Annotated in this window: 13 protein-coding genes; 3 read left to right on the top strand and 10 right to left on the bottom strand. The window is 39.9% G+C overall.

Translation table 11 applies throughout. The annotated features are described in order from the left end of the window. Positions 1-116: 116 nt before the first annotated feature. Positions 117-1,541, bottom strand: a complete 1,425-nt coding sequence (gene miaB, locus JWR87_RS03260; RefSeq protein WP_297815537.1) for a tRNA (N6-isopentenyl adenosine(37)-C2)-methylthiotransferase MiaB — start codon at positions 1,539-1,541, stop codon at positions 117-119. 43 nt (positions 1,542-1,584) lie between these two features. Between miaB and JWR87_RS03255 the strand changes: the two genes are divergently transcribed. Further along, positions 1,585-1,788 carry a hypothetical protein gene (locus tag JWR87_RS03255; RefSeq protein WP_297815535.1) on the top strand — a complete coding sequence of 68 codons (204 nt, stop codon included), beginning with the start codon at positions 1,585-1,587 and terminating at the stop codon, positions 1,786-1,788. A gap of 29 nt (positions 1,789-1,817) precedes the next feature. Here JWR87_RS03255 and JWR87_RS03250 read toward each other — a convergent pair whose 3' ends face one another. Further along, complete coding sequence (locus tag JWR87_RS03250; protein WP_297815533.1) at positions 1,818-2,201, bottom strand: hypothetical protein; 384 nt, start codon at positions 2,199-2,201, stop codon at positions 1,818-1,820. Between the two features lie 323 nt (positions 2,202-2,524). Here JWR87_RS03250 and JWR87_RS03245 point away from each other — a divergent pair, with 323 nt between their 5' ends. Next, on the top strand, positions 2,525-4,141 hold the full coding sequence (locus tag JWR87_RS03245; protein ID WP_297815531.1) for an amidase: 1,617 nt from the start codon (positions 2,525-2,527) through the stop codon (positions 4,139-4,141). 152 nt (positions 4,142-4,293) lie between these two features. Here the strand turns inward: JWR87_RS03245 and JWR87_RS03240 are convergent, their stop codons facing one another. After that, the gene (locus JWR87_RS03240) at positions 4,294-6,189 is read right to left on the bottom strand and encodes a CocE/NonD family hydrolase (protein WP_297815529.1); all 1,896 of its coding nucleotides are present in this window, start codon (positions 6,187-6,189) and stop codon (positions 4,294-4,296) included. A 441-nt stretch (positions 6,190-6,630) separates the two neighbouring features. Between JWR87_RS03240 and JWR87_RS03235 the strand changes: the two genes are divergently transcribed. After that, positions 6,631-8,484, top strand: a complete 1,854-nt coding sequence (locus JWR87_RS03235; protein ID WP_297815527.1) for a sugar-binding domain-containing protein — start codon at positions 6,631-6,633, stop codon at positions 8,482-8,484. Between the two features lie 8 nt (positions 8,485-8,492). Here JWR87_RS03235 and JWR87_RS03230 read toward each other — a convergent pair whose 3' ends face one another. The 7 genes from JWR87_RS03230 to JWR87_RS03200 form a co-directional block, all read right to left on the bottom strand. Beyond that, positions 8,493-9,140 (bottom strand): hypothetical protein, encoded by a 648-nt coding sequence (locus tag JWR87_RS03230; protein ID WP_297815525.1) that lies wholly within the window; start codon positions 9,138-9,140, stop codon positions 8,493-8,495. A 319-nt stretch (positions 9,141-9,459) separates the two neighbouring features. Further along, positions 9,460-12,270, bottom strand: coding sequence for a M16 family metallopeptidase (locus tag JWR87_RS03225; RefSeq protein WP_297815523.1), 2,811 nt, complete (start codon positions 12,268-12,270; stop codon positions 9,460-9,462). A 205-nt stretch (positions 12,271-12,475) separates the two neighbouring features. Next, entirely contained in the window at positions 12,476-12,940 is a 465-nt protein-coding gene (locus JWR87_RS03220; protein WP_297815521.1) for a GyrI-like domain-containing protein, read from the bottom strand. A gap of 101 nt (positions 12,941-13,041) precedes the next feature. Further along, the gene (locus JWR87_RS03215) at positions 13,042-13,818 is read right to left on the bottom strand and encodes a slipin family protein (RefSeq protein ID WP_297815519.1); all 777 of its coding nucleotides are present in this window, start codon (positions 13,816-13,818) and stop codon (positions 13,042-13,044) included. 69 nt (positions 13,819-13,887) lie between these two features. Continuing rightward, complete coding sequence (locus JWR87_RS03210) at positions 13,888-14,937, bottom strand: class I SAM-dependent methyltransferase (protein WP_297815517.1); 1,050 nt, start codon at positions 14,935-14,937, stop codon at positions 13,888-13,890. A 196-nt stretch (positions 14,938-15,133) separates the two neighbouring features. Further along, positions 15,134-16,759: an OstA-like protein gene (locus JWR87_RS03205; protein ID WP_297815515.1), complete on the bottom strand. Its 1,626-nt coding sequence runs from the start codon at positions 16,757-16,759 to the stop codon at positions 15,134-15,136. Continuing rightward, positions 16,756-17,775, bottom strand: coding sequence for an MlaD family protein (locus JWR87_RS03200; protein ID WP_297815513.1), 1,020 nt, complete (start codon positions 17,773-17,775; stop codon positions 16,756-16,758). Before JWR87_RS03200 ends, JWR87_RS03205 begins: the two co-directional genes overlap by 4 nt. Positions 17,776-17,817: the final 42 nt, after the last annotated feature.

Below are 17,817 nucleotides of genomic sequence, written 5' to 3'. Positions count from 1 at the left end.
TAAGAGGAATTGTTTGGGGTAATAAACTTTAGTACTATTTTCAACATTGTTGTGTCACTCCCTTGTACTAGTAAAATTCACTTCAGCTTTCTTTTGCACCTTATCACTTGTACGAACTATTTAACAATTTCGCCTAATAAAGTTGCTCCTGTCGCATTGGTTACTTTTACCTGTACATAATCGCCCTTGCTCAGGTTATAGTCGGCTTTAGGAAATACTACTACTTTATTTTGACTGCTCTTGCCTGCCCAATCATCTTCGCTTTTCCTGGAGTTACCCTCAATAAGTACTTTAAACGTCTTGCCAATATCAGCGGAATAACTTCGCTGCGAAAGCCTGTTTTGCAGTTTCACTATTTCATCCAACCTTCTTTTTTTTACTGCCAACGGAATATCGTCTGTAAAACGTCGTGCTGCAAGGGTGCCAGGTCGCTCGCTATAGAAGTACATGTAGCTCATGTCGTATTTGCTGTACTCAATTATCGAAAGTGTGTCCTGGTGATCCTCTTCTGTCTCTGTACAAAAGCCAGCAATAATATCGCTGGTGATACTGCAATCGGGCATTATTTCTTTTATTCTGTCAACCTTAGCCATATACCATTCACGAGTATACGTACGGTTCATCAACTGCAACAATCTTGTGCTACCGCTTTGAACAGGCAGGTGAACGTACTTGCAGATGTTCTCGTATTTAGCCATTGTAAATAAAACCTCGTCTGTAATATCCTTAGGATGCGAGGTGCTAAATCTAACTCTCAACAGGGGGCTAATGTTAGCTACCATCTCAAGTAGTTTGGCAAAAGTTACAACCAGGTCTTTCTGTTCATCAACCCAATAGTAGCTGTCCACATTTTGTCCGAGTAGCGTAACTTCTTTGTAGCCATTTTTAAATAACTCACTACACTCGTTTATAATACTGAAGGTATCGCGGCTGCGCTCGCGCCCCCGGGTAAATGGAACCACACAAAAGCTGCACATATTATTACAACCCCGCATGATACTGACAAAAGCATTAACGCCATTGCTATCTAAACGAATAGGAGAGATGTCGCCATAAGTCTCTTCCCGGCTCAACAAAACGTTCACTCCTTTCTGACCCGACTCAGCCTCCTGAATTAAAGCCGGAAGTGTTCTGTAAGCGTCTGGTCCTATAACCAGATCTACCAGTTTTTCTTCTTCCAGTAATTTTCCCTTCAGTCTTTCGGCCATACAACCTAATATGCCAACAAGCATTCCACGCTTTGCCAGTTTAGCTTTCTTGAATTCCGTCAATCGTTTTCTAACAGTCGCCTCGGCCTTCTCCCTGATGGAACAAGTGTTTACCAATATCAAATCAGCTTCTTCAAAATTCTTAGTAGCGCCAAACCCTTCGTGACTCAGTATTGAAGCAACAATTTCGCTATCAGCAAAATTCATTGCACAGCCATAGCTTTCTATATAAAACTTCTTTTTATAAATATCCGTCTCAACTGCAATTGGAGCAAAAGGTTCACCCTGACGAGTTTCATCATGAACTTTTTCTTTTAATTCAAGGGTTTCCATCAAACAAAAAATTAGGCAGCAAAAATAGGATAATTAAAGGGAAATGCCAGTTTGGCAGAGGAGTAATTTATTATTTTCACTTTTTATAAAAGGCGTTGTAGACCTTCTGAAGAGGGCAGTGTATATGCTGGAAAGGCTGGGCGTTTATGCGTATTTTAATTACTTTGTAGACAACAGGCTTCTGAGACGAAACTTAGCTATTGGCAATAGAAACAGTCCCCGCTTTCGTGGCGATGCTTCGTTTTAAAATTTTCCGAATGCTGCTACTCATTCAAATCAGTCCAGATTTCTTGCTTCACTGCCGATATACATAGCAAAGGCAGCAAGGGCCGTATCTTTCAACATGTTCACGAAAGCCATAGATTTCATATCAGAATCTGCGGCACCAAGGTAGTTAGGAAGGTGTATCGATAGAACGAAGATAATGAGTAAAGCGGCGAGCACATAGCCGGCCGTTTGCACGAATTTGTGGGCGATAAAAGCAAACCCCGTAAGAATAAAGGCAAGGCCCACCAGGTAAACCAATAACTTTTTTCCGGGCAGGAAATCGGGTACAAATACAATTAAATTATCTGGTCTCATGAAATGATATACACCAAATAAAATCATTATAACCCCTAATATAATTACTGCAACGCGCGAGATGGAGTGCTGTGTCATATGGCCGTTTTAATACTATTAAATTACTTTTTTTTACTCAACTATTCAAATAAAAGATTCGTAACGCTTTAAAGCTCAAAGATCTTGCTTTTATAAGGCTTGCAGAACAGTTTGGAACTTGACAAGTCACACCAGTAAAGATCCTTGTAAAATGTTTGTCAGTTGAGCTCCGACGTATAAAAAATAACCATCTTTGAAGCTAGTGCGGTTTTTTTTGCTTTTTATAGATTGAACTTTATCAAAGCCTTCCTTTTGTCGTGCTTTTTGTTATTATCTTCAATTTTTTGGTGATTATATCTTCATCGTTAATTAATGTAAATACAATGAACAGACGACATTTCTTAAAGAACGGATCTTTAGCAGGTTTTACTTTGCCTGCTATTGTAACAGGAACGGCCCATGCAGCATCTGACGACAGTGAAGGTGCATTAACAAGGTTTGCATTAAAAGATAGTGACCTGGTTGAAGTGACAATCGATGAGTTGCAACAAAAAATGCGAAGTGGAACTTTGACATCGAAAGCAATAACAAAAGGGTATTTAAAAAGAATTGAAGATGTAGATAAAAAAGGCCCGGCAATCAACAGTGTAATCGAAGTAAATCCTGATGCTATTACTATCGCTGAAGCAATGGACGCTGAAAGAAAAGCAGGTAAAGTGCGAGGTCCACTTCATGGAATACCAGTTTTGATTAAAGATAATATTGACACCGCCGATAAAATGATGACGACTGCGGGCTCGCTTGCATTGGTAGGAAATAAGGCCTCAAAAGATGCATTTATAGTGAAGCAACTGCGTGAGGCAGGGGCTGTTATTTTAGGTAAAACCAATCTAAGCGAGTTCGCAAACTTCCGCTCGTCACGTTCAACAAGTGCGTGGAGTAGCAGGGGAGGACAAACAAAGTGTCCTTACATTCTAAATCGAAATCCATCTGGTTCAAGCGCGGGTTCTGGTTCAGCTTCGGCAGCCAGCCTTTGCGCTGTTGCTATTGGCACCGAAACAAATGGTTCCATCGTTAGTCCGGCATCTACTAACGGGCTTGTAGGCTTTAAGCCAACCGTTGGTTTGTGGAGTCGTTCAGGAATTATACCTATTTCTGCAACTCAGGATACAGCAGGCCCAATGACGAGAACAGTAAGAGATGCAGCCATCCTCTTATCTGCACTTACGGGGCTCGATCCCGCTGACGCTGTTACGCAGCAAAGCCAGGGAAAATTTCAAAAAGACTATACGAAATTTTTAGATCCAGATGGTTTAAAAGGAAAACGGATTGGGGTAGAAGCGTCTTTCTTAAAGGGAAATGCAAAGGTGGTTGGGCTTTTTAATCAGGCCATTACCGTGCTTAAAGAAAAGGGTGCTACAATTGTTGAAGTTGAATTACTGAAGTTAACCCGCCCGTTAGGAGAAGCTAGTTACGAAGTATTACAATATGAATTTAAAGACGGCCTCAATAGCTATTTGGCTACTGCAAATGCCCCTGTAAAATCATTAAAAGAAGTAATCGGTTACAACAACAAGAATGAAGCAATTGCAATGCCTTTCTTTAAACAGGAAACACTCATTAGTTCAGACGCAAAATCGGGGCTCGACAGCAAAGAGTATAAGGATGCGCTGACCAAATCGACCTCTTCGCGAAAAATTATTGACGAACTTTTTCAGCAAAACAAGTTAGACGCAATTTGCGGTATTACCAGTGGTCCGGCTGGCTGCATTGATATTATTAATGGTGATTATAGTACCGGTTTTTCGTTTTCGTCTCCCGCTGCCATGGCTGGTTATCCGCATATAACTGTTCCTATGGGCTTTGTACATGAACTGCCTGTGGGCTTTTCTATTTTTGGCACTGCTTATTCAGAAGGCCCGGTTTTAAGTATCGCTTATGCTTTTGAGCAGGCAACAAAGGCTAGAAAAGCACCGAAATACTTAGCTAATATTGGTTAATGTTAAGAGCCATTTACGACAGGGGTAAATGGCTCTTTTACTACTAAAAGGTGAAATGCACAGAAAGCTGCCAGTAATTTTTTGTATTCCGGCGAAGAACCGCAATTCAACATTCTTGCGTCGCACTCTTGTACTGTTATTTAATTAGTCAGCTACTTAAGCACCGGCAGTATAATTTTGCTGCTTCCTGTTTTATTGTGAAAAATATTGATAGTCGCCTTTTGAAAGTCCGATTCTTTTGCATGATAAATATCAACAAACTTTTGCGGGTTACGGTCTGCTAATGGAAACCAGCTACTTTGAATTTGTATCATAATTCTGTGTCCTTTTTTAAAAGTATGCGCAACATCGCCTAGTTTATATTTTACTTCATCTATTTTGCCAGGCGTGAATGCTTGGGGTTTCTCGTAGCTGTTTCTAAACCTGCCTCTGAAAATTTCGCCATGTACCAACATCTGGTATCCGCCCATTGGATACTTGCTTTCCGCGTCTTTTTCAGCATAAATATCTATAGGCGTGTAAGAAAGATAATCCGGAAAAACATCTATTAGCTTAACAACAAAGTCTGCATCGGTTGTTGAAATACTTGTTATTAAATCGGCCACTACATTTCCGGCAACTGTAACATCTTCATTTAATGTATCTGTTTGAAAAACCAATACATCTGGCCTTCTGGAGGCAAAGCGTTGGTCGTCGGTCATATAGTTACGGGTACGGTTAAAATGAACATCTTCAGTATAAGGTACCGGTTTCGAAGGATCGCTCAGGTAGCTTGTAAAACCATTAATATTCGTTGGAATGCTCCAGCTTAGTTTTCCGTTGGATTGTAAGTAGAGGACTTTTTCTTGTTTTTCCGCCGGTGGCCATTGGGCAAACTGCTTCCATTCATTGGAGCCTGATAGGAAAATAGTAGCCTCTGAAATCTTTGAAATGTCGCCTTTGCCTTTAAGGTAGTAATTGAAAAAAGGAATTTCGATATTCTCCTGGTACCAGGTAGCCGTATTGCTTCCAAATGCTACATTTCCAAGGTGCGTTCCATCATTGCTGGCCCATTGCCCGTGGTACCACGGCCCCATCACCAATTTATTGAAATCTTTCCCTTTATTATTTGCCTCTGCTGCCTTATATGAATTCCATGCACCCCAGTTGTCTTCTGCATCAAACAATCCGCCTACCCATAACATAGCAGGCTTTACATTTTTTGTTGCGTTTCGCGCATCACGTGCTTGCCAAAAGGTATCGTAGTTAGGGTGGCTCATAAGGTCTTTCCAAAAGGCAACCGAGTCGCCTAGCTTCTTGGTAAGGTTTGCAAGTGTGCCTGTTGTAAGGTAAAAATGATAGTTGTCGTGAATAGGGTAACCAATGCTATTTGCAGGTATGGCTGTCGGCTTTGGATGGGGCTGGCCAAAGCCAGAACCTAGTGCAGAATAAAAATCAAAAGCATCCATCTGGAAAAAAGCACCATTGTGATGAAAGTCGTCGCCGATAAACCAGTTCGTAACGGGCGCTTGCGGACTAACAGCCATTAATGCCGGATGATTGCTTGCAGCAGCCATTGTAGAATAGAACCCGGGATACGAAATACCGAAGACTCCAACCTTCCCGTTGTTGTTTTCCAGATTTTTAATTAACCAGTCAATTGTATCGTAGCTATCCGAAGCTTCGTCTATTTCGCTGTTTTTTTTGTTAGCATTAAATGGACGAACATTTACGAAGCTTCCTTCGCTCATCCATCTTCCCCGCACATCTTGTTTTATTAAAATGTAACCTTCCCTGGCGTAGTTCTTCTTATAAGAATACCAATTTGCTGCATCCAACTTATCACTTCCATATGGAGCACAGGAGTAGGGTGTTCTTGTTAGCAGAATTGGGTGCTTTTCATTTTTATCAATAGGATAGTAAATTGAAGTAAACAGTTTAATTCCGTCCCTCATAGGAATTGTTACTTCTTTTTTAGCATAGTGTTGAGCAAACCACACAGAATCTTCTTGTTGTGCAAGGATGAATAAAGGGAAGAAAATCATCAAAAGAAGGAGCGCTTTTTTCATAATTGGTTATTGTTTGTATTCTTAGCTGTTTATAAAAATAAGTTTAAAAAGAACGTTTCCTTTCGTTGACCCGGTTTTGGCTAAAGTATTTAAAATATTGCTTTTGTAAAGCCCGCTACTATTCTACTTTATTTGCCGGTTTTTGTGGCCGAAGAATATTTTTAAATATTAGTTTTATAAACATGGAATCAATATTGCAGGCTGCTAAGGCGTTTTATAAGAGGAGTTGCTCTAATTAAATTTTGATGAGTCAATTATTTGATATCGAGTAGCTTTAGTAAGCAAAACGCAATAAAAGTTGGGGCAGAACAAAAAGTTGAAAGGAGCGTCGCAACGATGATGGGTTAAAAACAAATTGTGGGCGAATAAAAATTACAACCCAACAACAAACCGTTTGGATCAGAGCTAGTATATAATAATAACACACATTTTTTTGAAAGTATGGAAGCAATTCATCCTAACTATAGTACATCGAAGAGTAAAGAAGAAGTTTTTGCAGAAGATAATTTTGTAAACCCACTACCAAGAGCTGTTGTAAGGCCAAACGCTCCAATACTGCTAGATGGCGAATGGAAGTTTTCTCTTGATGCGGACGACAAAGGATTGGCAGATGCATGGTACATTAGCCATGATTACCAGGATAAGGCGAACTGGCCAGGATCAATAGAAGATCATATAGCGGCAGCAAAAGGACAGCAGGCTGTAAAGGCCTGGCAAGATAAAGTGGTTGCCTGGTATGAGCGGGAATTTCCATTGCCAGTTCGTGTTAATGGTAGCGGTGCAGAACATGCTATGCTACAATTGACCTTTGGTGCATGTGGATATGAAACGCAGGTTTGGCTTAATGGAATTCCGTTGAAGACGGTTGAAGGTGAATTGGTGCATGTAGGAGAATATACCTCCTTTTCATACGAATTGCCCGAAGAAACGCTACAACCGGTAAACCGCCTCACAGTTCGCATTGCCGATACAATGGATGCGGATACAACAAGAGGTAAGCAGGAGTCGCACGTATATAAAAGAGGGGGGATCTGGTACCAAACATATACGGGGGCAGTTCGCAGTATATGGCTTGAAACTGTTGAACGTAACCGTCTTCGTTCGCGTGTGGGCGTCGTTTCTATTGTAGAAGATAACCTTGTGAGGTTTAACCTTACCACCCGCATTCACGACCCCGGCGAATATGTGATCAGGTTGAAAATATTTAACAGGAAGCAGGAATCGAATGAACCGATTGCCACGGATGATTTTCCTCTTACCCTGGAAGCAGGGCAAAAAAGGCAGCGCGTTGTTATTGAAATTCCGGATGCTAAGTTGTGGTCGATAGAACACCCTCATTTGTACCGCCTGGTTGCAGAATTAATTAATTCGAAAGGGGAGAAAGCAGAAATTGAAACCTATTTTGGGCTGCGGAAAATTGAGTCGAGGGGGTGTTGTGTCTACCTAAATAACAAGCCCATTTACCTTGATGGAATTCTTTATCAGCCAGGGGAGGCGACTTACGAGCAAATTAAAAGGCACATGTATGCGATGAAGGAGTTGGGATGCAACCTGGTAAGGATTCACATTTCGGGAGTTGACCCCCGGATTTATAATCTGGCAGATAAAATGGGAATGTTACTTTGGGTTGAGGTTCCAAGTCCGCACAGGTCGAATTTTAAAAGCAGGGAAAATCACCGCGATGAGTTAATGAGGATGCTGGCGCTCATAGGCACGCATCCTTCTGTAATTATATGGAGTTTGTATAATGAGGATTGGGGGGCGCAGGATATTGCTACAAATCCTGACACCCGACAATATATAATGGATATGTACCATTATATGCAGTTAGCGCATCCGCAATTTTTAGTGGTAGATAACGATGGATGGCAGCACATTTCTTACGAAGGTCGGTTGAAGTCGGATCTGCTGACAGCGCACTTGTACACTCCCGACATTCAACGATGGCGGCAAATGCTTGACCAGCTTGTATCTGGGCAAATGGTGGGAGTGGCAGCTTTTCCGCTGGTAGTCGGAGATCCTTTTTTCTATCGTAACCAAGTTCCTTTAATAGTGAGCGAATGGGGCGGTTTTGGCTTTATTGATTATGGCGGGCCGAACGACGACGCCGAACGGGCTAAGCAAATTAGTCTATTTAAAGATGAATTGAGAAAACGACCTATAGCAGGTGATGTTTATACACAAGCCACCAATATAGAAGATGAAAGAAATGGCTTGATTGATGAGGAGACTGGGGCCTTAAAAGTGCCGGCTGGGTTGCTTGCAAGTAGTAAGAGTGGCAAGCGTAGTGAATAATACCATAATTAAAAGGAACCGATAGTAATTCTCATGCATGGTCCTACACGTCGGATTTGTATGCCTTTTGCTTTTTTTGAAACTACTTCTCTTCCGGCTATGGTAAAATGGTTGCTTTTAAGGTAGGTTTCAATTTGAGCGATCGTTCGCCTGCTATTACCTTCTTCAGTAATGTGCATTTGAATGCAGTTTGCTGTATTCTTATTTTTTGCTTTAACTGTATTAATTCTGTTGACTAAGCGTTGAAGTTCAACTGGTGTGAATAGTTTTTCTTTAGGCGATATTTTAGCTTCCTTGTTTTTTTTGATTTCTGCACGAATGGCCGCCGTTTCGATTTTTTTCTCTTCTTTTTTGAGAACTTTTGTCGTATCTGCTTTTTCCTGCTTTTCAACCAGGCTGTTTTGCTTCCGATCTACACTATCTTTTTTCGACAAAACGGGTGAGGGAAGTAAGGGACTTGTGTCTATCTTTTCCGTTTGTTTTTGTGAGAGTTCAATTTTTGGAGTATCAGTTTTAAAATGATCTGCGGTTGTATCCTTAAGTTCCTGTGTTACACTTTCTTCGTTCTTATAATACATGTTCGTCACGATCATAATGCTTCCAATTAACCCTAATAGTATAGTTAAAAACGCAAGTCTCACTACCCACTTTATCATACAGTGATTTTATTTAAAAATTACCTTCATCGCGATAAATAAAAAAAGTGAGCTTTTAAATAGGATATTTGGCAAGTAAGGCTAGAACCAATGGGATTTATGCAATCTTACCAGAACCTTGCCATCTCGTTTTAAGGACTTTTTTAATAAACTACAGATGTTGTATTAGGTTCAGATAGAACGGAGATACGTTAGGTTGCATGCAGTAGACAAAAATAGGTGTTGGTTTAAAGGATCGGCGTCGCCGCAGTCGGTAATATTTGAAGCTGTTCTTTAATAAATTACTTTTGTTACCCGTGAATTAAGTGAAAAAAGCACTCTATTTACCTTCGGGCATTAGAACAATTTTTGCCATGTTGTTAAGGTTAAAATACTTGTTTGCCATTTCTTTTGTTCTTTCAACCGTTAATTTTCTAACCATTTGAGGGTCTTGCAGAATGGTTTTTGCGTCTTCGTTATGATAATACTTGCTTTGTAAGTTGTACAACCAATAGTTATTTTCTTTCACCCCTGTCTCCAGTCCGCGAGTATCTTCAGCAATTACCTTATCTACATTAATCTGACTTCCACCATTTGCTTTCATTTTTTTAATCTCGTCTAAAACAAGTCCTGAAAGCTTTTCAACGTTTTCGGGTGCGCAACCAAACGAAACAGTAACACTGTAGCTATTAATTGGCTCACGATTAATATTAGCACCAACCCCTACGCCATATACACCGCCCTGGTCTTCACGCAAAATTTCTCTCAGCCTTATCTCCAGCACTTTTGCCACCTGGTCCAACTGGGTAGCTTCCATGTCACTATACTCCGTTATACCGGTAAACGTTAAGCGAACTGAACTTTTTTGATCTTTTCCTTTGTTGATTACCTTACTAACTACACCTGTAGGAAACCGAACACCAATGTCTTTCCAGGTTTCTTTCCTGTTCATTGCAGGAAGAGACGCGATATAAGTTTCGATGACTGGTTTAAGGCTATCCAGCTTAAAATTTCCAACAATAGTGAAAATGAAATCACTGGCATCTGCAAAGCGGTCCTGGTAAACTGAAAAAGCCCTGTCCAACTTTATCTCGCCAACTCTATCCAGCGAAAGCGGTTTTCTACGGGGATGATAGTTAGACATAATGTAACTAACAGAATCTCCAAAAACAGAACCGGGATCTTTTCCTTTGTTAGCAAGCGAAGCAGAAAGCTGTTGTTTCAGTACCTCAAACATTGAGCTGTCTTTACGCGGCTGGGTAAAATAACCGTAAATTAATTGAAAGGCAGTAGCAAGATCTTTTGGTGTAGTGCTGCCACTGATGCCTTCAGAATATGCGCCAATAGAAGGTGCTATTGAAACCTGTTTTCCGGTGAGTGCTTTTTGTAAACTCATTACGTCGTAATTACCTATACCGCCGTAAAGAGCTATGGTTGTAGCATTTGATGCAGACAGGTAATCTGAATCACTATAAAGTGAAGAGCCTCCTCTGCTGATTGCTGAAATCAGTATCTCATCGTTTTTAAAATCGGTAGGTTTCAAAATTACTTTCGCTCCGTTAGATAGTGTTAGCTCTGTAACACCCAATTCATCTAACTTTTTTTCATCAACTATTTTACCTGCTACCGGTACTTTAGCCAGGAAAGAGCCTTGCATAACTTTATCTTCATACGGTTTTAAAGTTCCGTGCTTTTTATTTACCAGTGCAAGTATTTCAGGTTCACTAATTAAATTGTTTTTTTCTGACTCCGGTGCCGTAACAATGATTGCCCTGTCTGTTGGTTGTATCCACTGAGTTATTAAACTGTTGACTTCTGAAAGCTTGATGCCCGGAATGAATTGCTTAAACATTGCAAATTCTTTTTCTATCCCAGGGATTGGTTCATTGGTAAGAAAGTTCCTGATAAGTTCTTCAATCAGTTCTGCCGATTTTGTTTTATTACGTTCGTTATAACTATTTTCCATTGACGACAAAACAGCTACTTTGGCTCTTTCTAATTCACTTTGTGTAAACCCGTTTTGACGAACTCGTTCATTTTCCTGCAATACTGTCTCTGTTGCCCGTGCGATGGCTTTTCCATTCTTTGCTACGGCCATTAGTGTTAATGCATCCTTGTCACCTATAAGCTTTCCATAGCTGCTGCCACCAAATAAAAACGGTGCATCAGGTTTTTGGGCAAGTTCCTGTAGCCGGCTACTCATCATCGAATTAAAAAGGCCGCGTACAATAGACGCCCTGTATTCCCATTCGGTTTGAGCTTCACCAATCGATGGCTGTTTGTAAAACATCATTACCTGGTTGTAAGCCTGCTCGGGGTCAGTAAGAATAGTTGTTTGAGTTTCTTTTTGCGCAGGCACACCATACTTAATCCGCGGTTTCGGATTAACAGGACCACGAATGCCAGCAAAGTGCTGTTTTATCATTTGTTCTACCTCAGCAACGTTCACATCACCAACAACCACTACAGCTTGCAGGTTTGGCCGATACCAATCCTTATAAAACTGTTTTACCGCTTCATACTTAAAGGTGTCTAAGTTTTCCCTTGTACCAATCGGGTTTCGAACTGCATACCTCGACCCTTTTAAAAGAACAGGAAAGTATTTTGCTCTCAGGCGTTCATTTGCTCCCTGTCCCAACCGCCATTCTTCAATTATAACACCTCTTTCCTTATCTATTTCACTGTTCTCGAAAGTCACGTTGTGTGCCCAGTCTTCCAGAATTTGAAACCCTTTTTTAAACACCAACTGGCTATCTGTTGGTAACTGAAGCATATAAATAGTCTCGTCAAAAGAAGTGGAAGCATTTATGTCAGCGCCAAAGTTTACACCGCTTTTTTCCAGGAAATCAACCAGTTCCTGCTTTTTAAAATTTTTAGTTCCATTAAAAGCCATGTGCTCTGCAAAATGGGCAAGACCCACTTGCTTGTCCGTTTCAAGTATAGAACCGGCTTTAACTACCAGTCGAAGCTCTGCCCTGTTTTTGGGCTCCTGATTTTTGCGGATGTAATAGGTAAGGCCGTTGGCTAATTTGCCCATTTTTACCTTAGGTGAAACTGCAAGTTTTTTAGGTGTTGCAGGTTGTGCACTTATAGAAAAGTTGACAATAATCAGAAGAAAACAGACCACAAACCCTACCGATCGAAACTTCATAAAACAAAACGTTTAATCTGCTAAATAAACTTATTGTTTCAACCTTATCAAAAAATCACTAAAAATTTAGTCTTTTTGTAACCAGCGGTTGAATAGAATTGCGCATTGTTGTGTCACTCACTTGTACTTCAAAACATTAAGCAGCCACAAGCTTTCCGAAGCAAAAAGTACTTAACCCTGAAAAAACCAGCTTTTAAACTGTTTCTTACTTCATTGCAATGTATATGTCGACTACACTATTAAGGTCGTCTTGAGATTTATCTCCGTAAACTTCAAAGTCGGTCGAATATAGCCTGTTTAGTTCTTTGTCCTTGTCCCATATCTCTTTCCAGGTATTAATTACGGCCATTGGCTTTTCGCCTTTTGCTTCAAATACTAAATAAGATCCGCCCGTAATCTCATGTCCTGTAAGCCCTTCAGGAATGTTATCAAGTGAACTTACTTTATGCCCAAGAATGGCTGTATAGCCAGCAGTATAATCTAGTTCATAATCAGTATAAAGCGAATAGAGATCATTATCTGCCTTATTTAATATTTTGGAAGAGATGTTTTCAGAATAAAACTTTTGCCAAAGGTTCCCTAAGTCCGTGGATGCCTTGCCATTCTCGTTAGTAGTACCAACTGAAATCCCTACGATTTTAAAACTTTCAAGTTGAATTTTTCTAGCCATATAAAATGTTTCTAAAGTTATAGGTAAGCAGCTTTAGCCAGGTCTTTATGCGTAAAGTCAATTGATATAAAACATCACTATACTAACTCGTGCAATAAGACTTACCCGGTTTTTTCGTTTTGTTTCTTCACCATCTCAGTAAAACTTCTTGCAGCATTTGTGAAATCCGACGGCATCAAAATCACGGTAGTAGTGTTGTTGTCTATTCCGATTTCTGAAAGCATTTGCATGCGTCTTAACTCAAGGGCTATGGGGCTGCCTTCCATCTGTTTTGCTCCCTGTGTTAATTTGATCGATGCTTCCAACTCAGCTTCGGCTTTAATGATCCGCGCACGTTTTTCCCTGATAGCTTCTGCTTCCCTTGCCATAGCTCGCTGCATTGCTTCTGGTATTTCAACATCTTTCATTTCCACCATTTCTATTTTAATTCCCCATGGTTCTGTAGAAATATCTACTATTTTCTGAAGTGTGTTATTTATTTGTTCGCGCTCCTTCAGCACTTCGTCCAGTATATGTTGTCCTATTATATTTCGCAATGCCGTAACAGAAAATTGATATACTGCTTTATTATAATCCGCCACTTTTATTATTGCTTTTTCCGGATCAGTTACCCTAAACCAAAGAACAGCATTTACTTTTATTGTTACGCTGTCTTTTGTAATTGTTTCCTGTTGTTCCAGATCAACGGTTCTTACCCGCATATCTATCGTTCTTCTTTTTTCTATGAAGGGTATGATCCAAAACAGGCCGGGACCTTTTATTTCTTTGAATCTTCCGAGTCTAAATACAATTGAACGTTCGTATTCCTGCGCGATGCAAATACCCATTACAAAAAGTACGACGATGATAAATAGAGGAATTAGCAGATTGAGATTCATGTGTCTTGGTTAAGGTGATTTGTCTGGACCTACAGCCGGGTAGATGGAAAGCAGTGGTGACATATCAACTTACGACTTTCTGCCGGTTATTGCAATGTAGCCGGGAATAGTGAGAAAAGTGGCCTTTTTATAAGGACTAAACCCAGCTTCTTTTTGCCAATGCGTTATGTCTGCAAGGCTCCATGTGCCAGATGTACTGCTAAGCGCAAAAAAGAAATCTCCGATAGCACTTAGCATGTCTCCGTTATACTTTGCCGAGTCTGCTCTTAAGACTTCAAGGATTGTAAATATCCCTCCTGGTTTTAATGCATCATATGCCTTTTTTGCAACTGCTTTATTTTCGTCTGCGGTAAAATGATGAGCAACACTTGCCATTACTATTACGTCATATTTTTCCTTGCCTAAATCATCAGTAAGAACATTGCCTGGCTGATGGGTTACTTTGTTACCTGTGTTGTATTTTTCTAAAATTGGTGCAGCCTTTTCTACTGCAGCAGGTAGGTCAAGAATAGTTGAAGTAAGTCCTGAATACTTTTTGCATAAAGCAACAGAGTACAAACCATGAGAGCCTCCAATATCCAGCATACGGGTTGCACCGGCGGGAACAGGGATTTTAGTTACAGCTTCTTTCGATGTAACAGATGCGGCAGCTTCCATTGCTTTCTGGTAGTAAAACCATTCATCTTCGGTTAAAGTTTCGTGGTATTGCAACCCTTTGCCGGTTTCCAAAAAGGTACCTACATAGTCCATCCACTTTATGCAAACCCTGTTGTCGAAAATCATTAACCAATAAAGAGAATAAGGACTGTCTTTAAGAATCCATTTTTTTGATTTCGGGGTTAGGTAAAACAACTGCTGGTTTTGCCTGACCAGACCCATAGTTGCAAGAACACCTAGTAAACTTTTAACTGATTTTTCATTAAGATTACATGTAGTGCATATTTTTTCTATAGAAAATTTCTGATGTCCGATTGCTTCAAAAATTCCTTTGTCGACGGCCTCTAATAAAAACTTGCTCATCATAAAACCAAAGTGCGAATAAGCCAGTGGGGTAGGAACTAGGCCGGCTTTTAATGCAATCCATTCAAGAGGGGTTTGCGCAGTAGGTGAGAATTTCATTGTAAATAATTAGTACAACAGATCATCTAAAAGACCCGGCCAACCTTTTTGAAACTAACAGCAATAGCAGAAGGAAGATCTCAAGGAAAGATGAATATTGAGTTACTGATAAACGGAGCGTCGCAAGAATGATTGATAATGATTAAAGGCTGATAACAGGGTCACTTCAATTGACTAATACACTAATTTTCAAGGTTTAATTTCCTAGAAGGTCATATTTCGTTTTTGGTCTTCTTGCCTCAAGCCAGCTAAAACCCCTTACTCTCATTTGGCTGTTATCAACTTGTCTAATAGGCGAAATGGTGCCTTGCAAGTTGCCTAGAAACGTTACCCTATAAGGTTTCTTCTCCTGGAAAATAATATCTATTATATCTGAAGTGGAACGGTTTGCACCAATAAAACCTCCTTGTTCATCTGCAGTATAATAAATGTTTTCGGCATTGCCCTTAGCCCTTACAAAATCAATGTTGCCATTTTTGAAAATGCCATTAATCGTATTGCCTTTAAACTGGTTATACAAATTCTTTTCGACCCTATTAATAGCCAGCGCATTTTCGAAAGCATAAAATCTTTTGGGCTTTTTATTTTCGGTGAAGAGATATATAGTATCGCCAACAATCTGGTTTTCCTGCGACCAGACAACAGGGTTCTTAAAAAAACGAAAAGTTGAATCACGGAAACTATAGAACAAGCTATCACCAACCGCCTGCAGGCTGTCTGTAAATACTTTTACGTTAAAATAAGCTTCAAAGAAACGATTGCTGTTGCTATCGGTTGCCAGCTTAGTTACCCGCCTGTTTAAGGTATCGGTGATAACAGGTACAGTTCTAAATTTTTCCAGTTCAGTTAATTTGCCTGAATACAGTGTATCGGCGGTGACATATACAGTGTCATTCTTCTGCTGAATGATCATGAGAGGTTTTTGCGTCGCCAGTATACTACCCGTATTATTGTTTGATTTCATGTTGTTAGCAAGAATGGCAAATCTGTTTGCAGTATCCTTGCTTTTGTATACTACGCTACCTTGTGCTTCGCCAAAATGTGTGGCATCATCAAAGGCAAGGTCGTCGGCAGTCAACGTGTAATCTTTATCTTCAACCACGGGTCTTTTTCCAAAAACTGCTTTTTTGTTCTTCATGTCATAGAAACCCTCAGAGGTAATTACGGTACGGGTGCCGGTTTTAATTTTTGTGGGCACTGTAAACCTTGCTATCTGGGTGTATGTATTGTAGAGAAGAGTGTCGGTGTTAACCTTGTATTCCGGGTCGTTTAAAAAGACTTTATTTTTGAAGTAAATGTCTCTTGTGTCACCATAATAGTAACCTTCCCTACTTGTAAGAACGGTAGTGCCATTCACAACTTTGCCTCCTTTTACATAGGTGCCAATATGAGTAAAGGTGTTATATTCAAGTTCCTCAGTAGTTAAAACCGCCCTGCCATCTGTAAGCTTTACCTTCTTTCGCAGGTAGGCCATTTTTTCTTTACCTAGATATTTTAAATATTGGGAATAGGTATGAACGCTATCCGCGTCGTTGATGTGGATGTTTCCAAAAGCTTCGACGGTATTTGTGGCCTGGTTTAAAACCGCACTGTCGCAATAGATGAGTGTAAGGTCTTGTTTCATCTTAACATGCCCTGCAAGGGAAACAAAATCGCCTGTTCCTTCAACCTTTATAAAGTTATAGCGATCAGCTTCAAACTCAAGTTTTTTTCCTTTTGATGTATCTGGTGAAATAGGTACCTGCACTTGTGCCGATACTAAGGAAGAGATAATTAAAGAAGTGAAGAAAAATGTTAGATATAAATAAAGACTTTTAATCATTGCATTGTTACCGAAGCGATTGTATCCTTTGCCGGCAATGGTGAAGTTAAATATTCCTTTTTGCCTTTGCCGCCAAAAATGGAAATGCTAACATACCTTTTAGGATTTACACGGATGTCATCCATTAAAATATTAAGACTGCGGGTAGTGTTTGCAAGGTTATCGTACAACTGGTTGTCGTTTAATAATCTGCCCATTGACCCTTCTTTGCTATCGATTTTTTCTACTGCAGTATTAAGTCTTTCTATGGTACCTCTTAACTGACCTATGGTACCATCTATATCTGCGTTAGATAAATTTTTTGTTGACTTTTCAAGGTTGGCCATTGTAGCATTTATCTTTTCATTGTTGCCTGCAAGATTAGAAGTGAATGTATTTAAATTGCCCATTGATTTAGCAAGCCCGCCCGTTTGTTGGTTCATTAAAGACTGTAATGCTGCAGAGGAAACTAAAAGGCTGGCAGTAATACGATTGATGTTACTGGTGACCTCACGAACATTGTTTTTAGTAGCGGGATCAAAAATGCTGTTTGCGTTTCTTAAAACAGAATCAAGCGTTTGCAAGGTTAGCTTTACCTGGTCAACCACCGGCGTTAGCTTTGCAGTCATAGTTCCTAACATTCCTGGATTGTCAAGTGTAGGTATAGTGTCATGATTTTTAAGATACACTCTGCTGTCACCCCTGCTGATATCCATACTTGCTGTTCCTAAAGGATTATCTTTGATTGAAGCTATTGAGTTAACTGGTATGTTAATGTCTTTTGCTAGTTTTATGGAAATGATAATAGTGTCAACGTTCTTATTCGCTTCCTCTAATTCGTACACACTTCCTATCTGTAACCCATTAATGTAAACCGGGTTTGATATCATTATACCTTTTGTTTGCTTTACTTTAGCATATATAAAGTTGCCCGTTTTGAAAAGACTTTTTCCTTTAAGAAAATTAAATCCCAGTATTAAAAGTGTAATTGCCAACGCTGTAAGTGCACCAACTTTCGTTTCATTATTAATCTTCATGGAGTATACTTTTATAAAATGGCTTTAGGGCCTCGATGACTA

Origin of the sequence: Segetibacter sp. (assembly GCF_025963695.1) — a bacterium.
GTDB lineage: Bacteria > Bacteroidota > Bacteroidia > Chitinophagales > Chitinophagaceae > Segetibacter.
This window is presented reverse-complemented; position numbering and strand designations above follow the sequence as displayed.

What these genes read in the sequence shown, in the direction of transcription:
- miaB (WP_297815537.1), bottom strand. Translation starts at nt 1,541, where the DNA reads ATGGAAACCCTTGAATTAAAAGAAAAAGTTCATGATGAAACTCGTCAG.
- JWR87_RS03255 (WP_297815535.1), top strand. Translation starts at nt 1,585, where the DNA reads ATGCCAGTTTGGCAGAGGAGTAATTTATTATTTTCACTTTTTATAAAA.
- JWR87_RS03250 (WP_297815533.1), bottom strand. Translation starts at nt 2,201, where the DNA reads ATGACACAGCACTCCATCTCGCGCGTTGCAGTAATTATATTAGGGGTT.
- JWR87_RS03245 (WP_297815531.1), top strand. Translation starts at nt 2,525, where the DNA reads ATGAACAGACGACATTTCTTAAAGAACGGATCTTTAGCAGGTTTTACT.
- JWR87_RS03240 (WP_297815529.1), bottom strand. Translation starts at nt 6,189, where the DNA reads ATGAAAAAAGCGCTCCTTCTTTTGATGATTTTCTTCCCTTTATTCATC.
- JWR87_RS03235 (WP_297815527.1), top strand. Translation starts at nt 6,631, where the DNA reads ATGGAAGCAATTCATCCTAACTATAGTACATCGAAGAGTAAAGAAGAA.
- JWR87_RS03230 (WP_297815525.1), bottom strand. Translation starts at nt 9,140, where the DNA reads ATGATAAAGTGGGTAGTGAGACTTGCGTTTTTAACTATACTATTAGGG.
- JWR87_RS03225 (WP_297815523.1), bottom strand. Translation starts at nt 12,270, where the DNA reads ATGAAGTTTCGATCGGTAGGGTTTGTGGTCTGTTTTCTTCTGATTATT.
- JWR87_RS03220 (WP_297815521.1), bottom strand. Translation starts at nt 12,940, where the DNA reads ATGGCTAGAAAAATTCAACTTGAAAGTTTTAAAATCGTAGGGATTTCA.
- JWR87_RS03215 (WP_297815519.1), bottom strand. Translation starts at nt 13,818, where the DNA reads ATGAATCTCAATCTGCTAATTCCTCTATTTATCATCGTCGTACTTTTT.
- JWR87_RS03210 (WP_297815517.1), bottom strand. Translation starts at nt 14,937, where the DNA reads ATGAAATTCTCACCTACTGCGCAAACCCCTCTTGAATGGATTGCATTA.
- JWR87_RS03205 (WP_297815515.1), bottom strand. Translation starts at nt 16,759, where the DNA reads ATGATTAAAAGTCTTTATTTATATCTAACATTTTTCTTCACTTCTTTA.
- JWR87_RS03200 (WP_297815513.1), bottom strand. Translation starts at nt 17,775, where the DNA reads ATGAAGATTAATAATGAAACGAAAGTTGGTGCACTTACAGCGTTGGCA.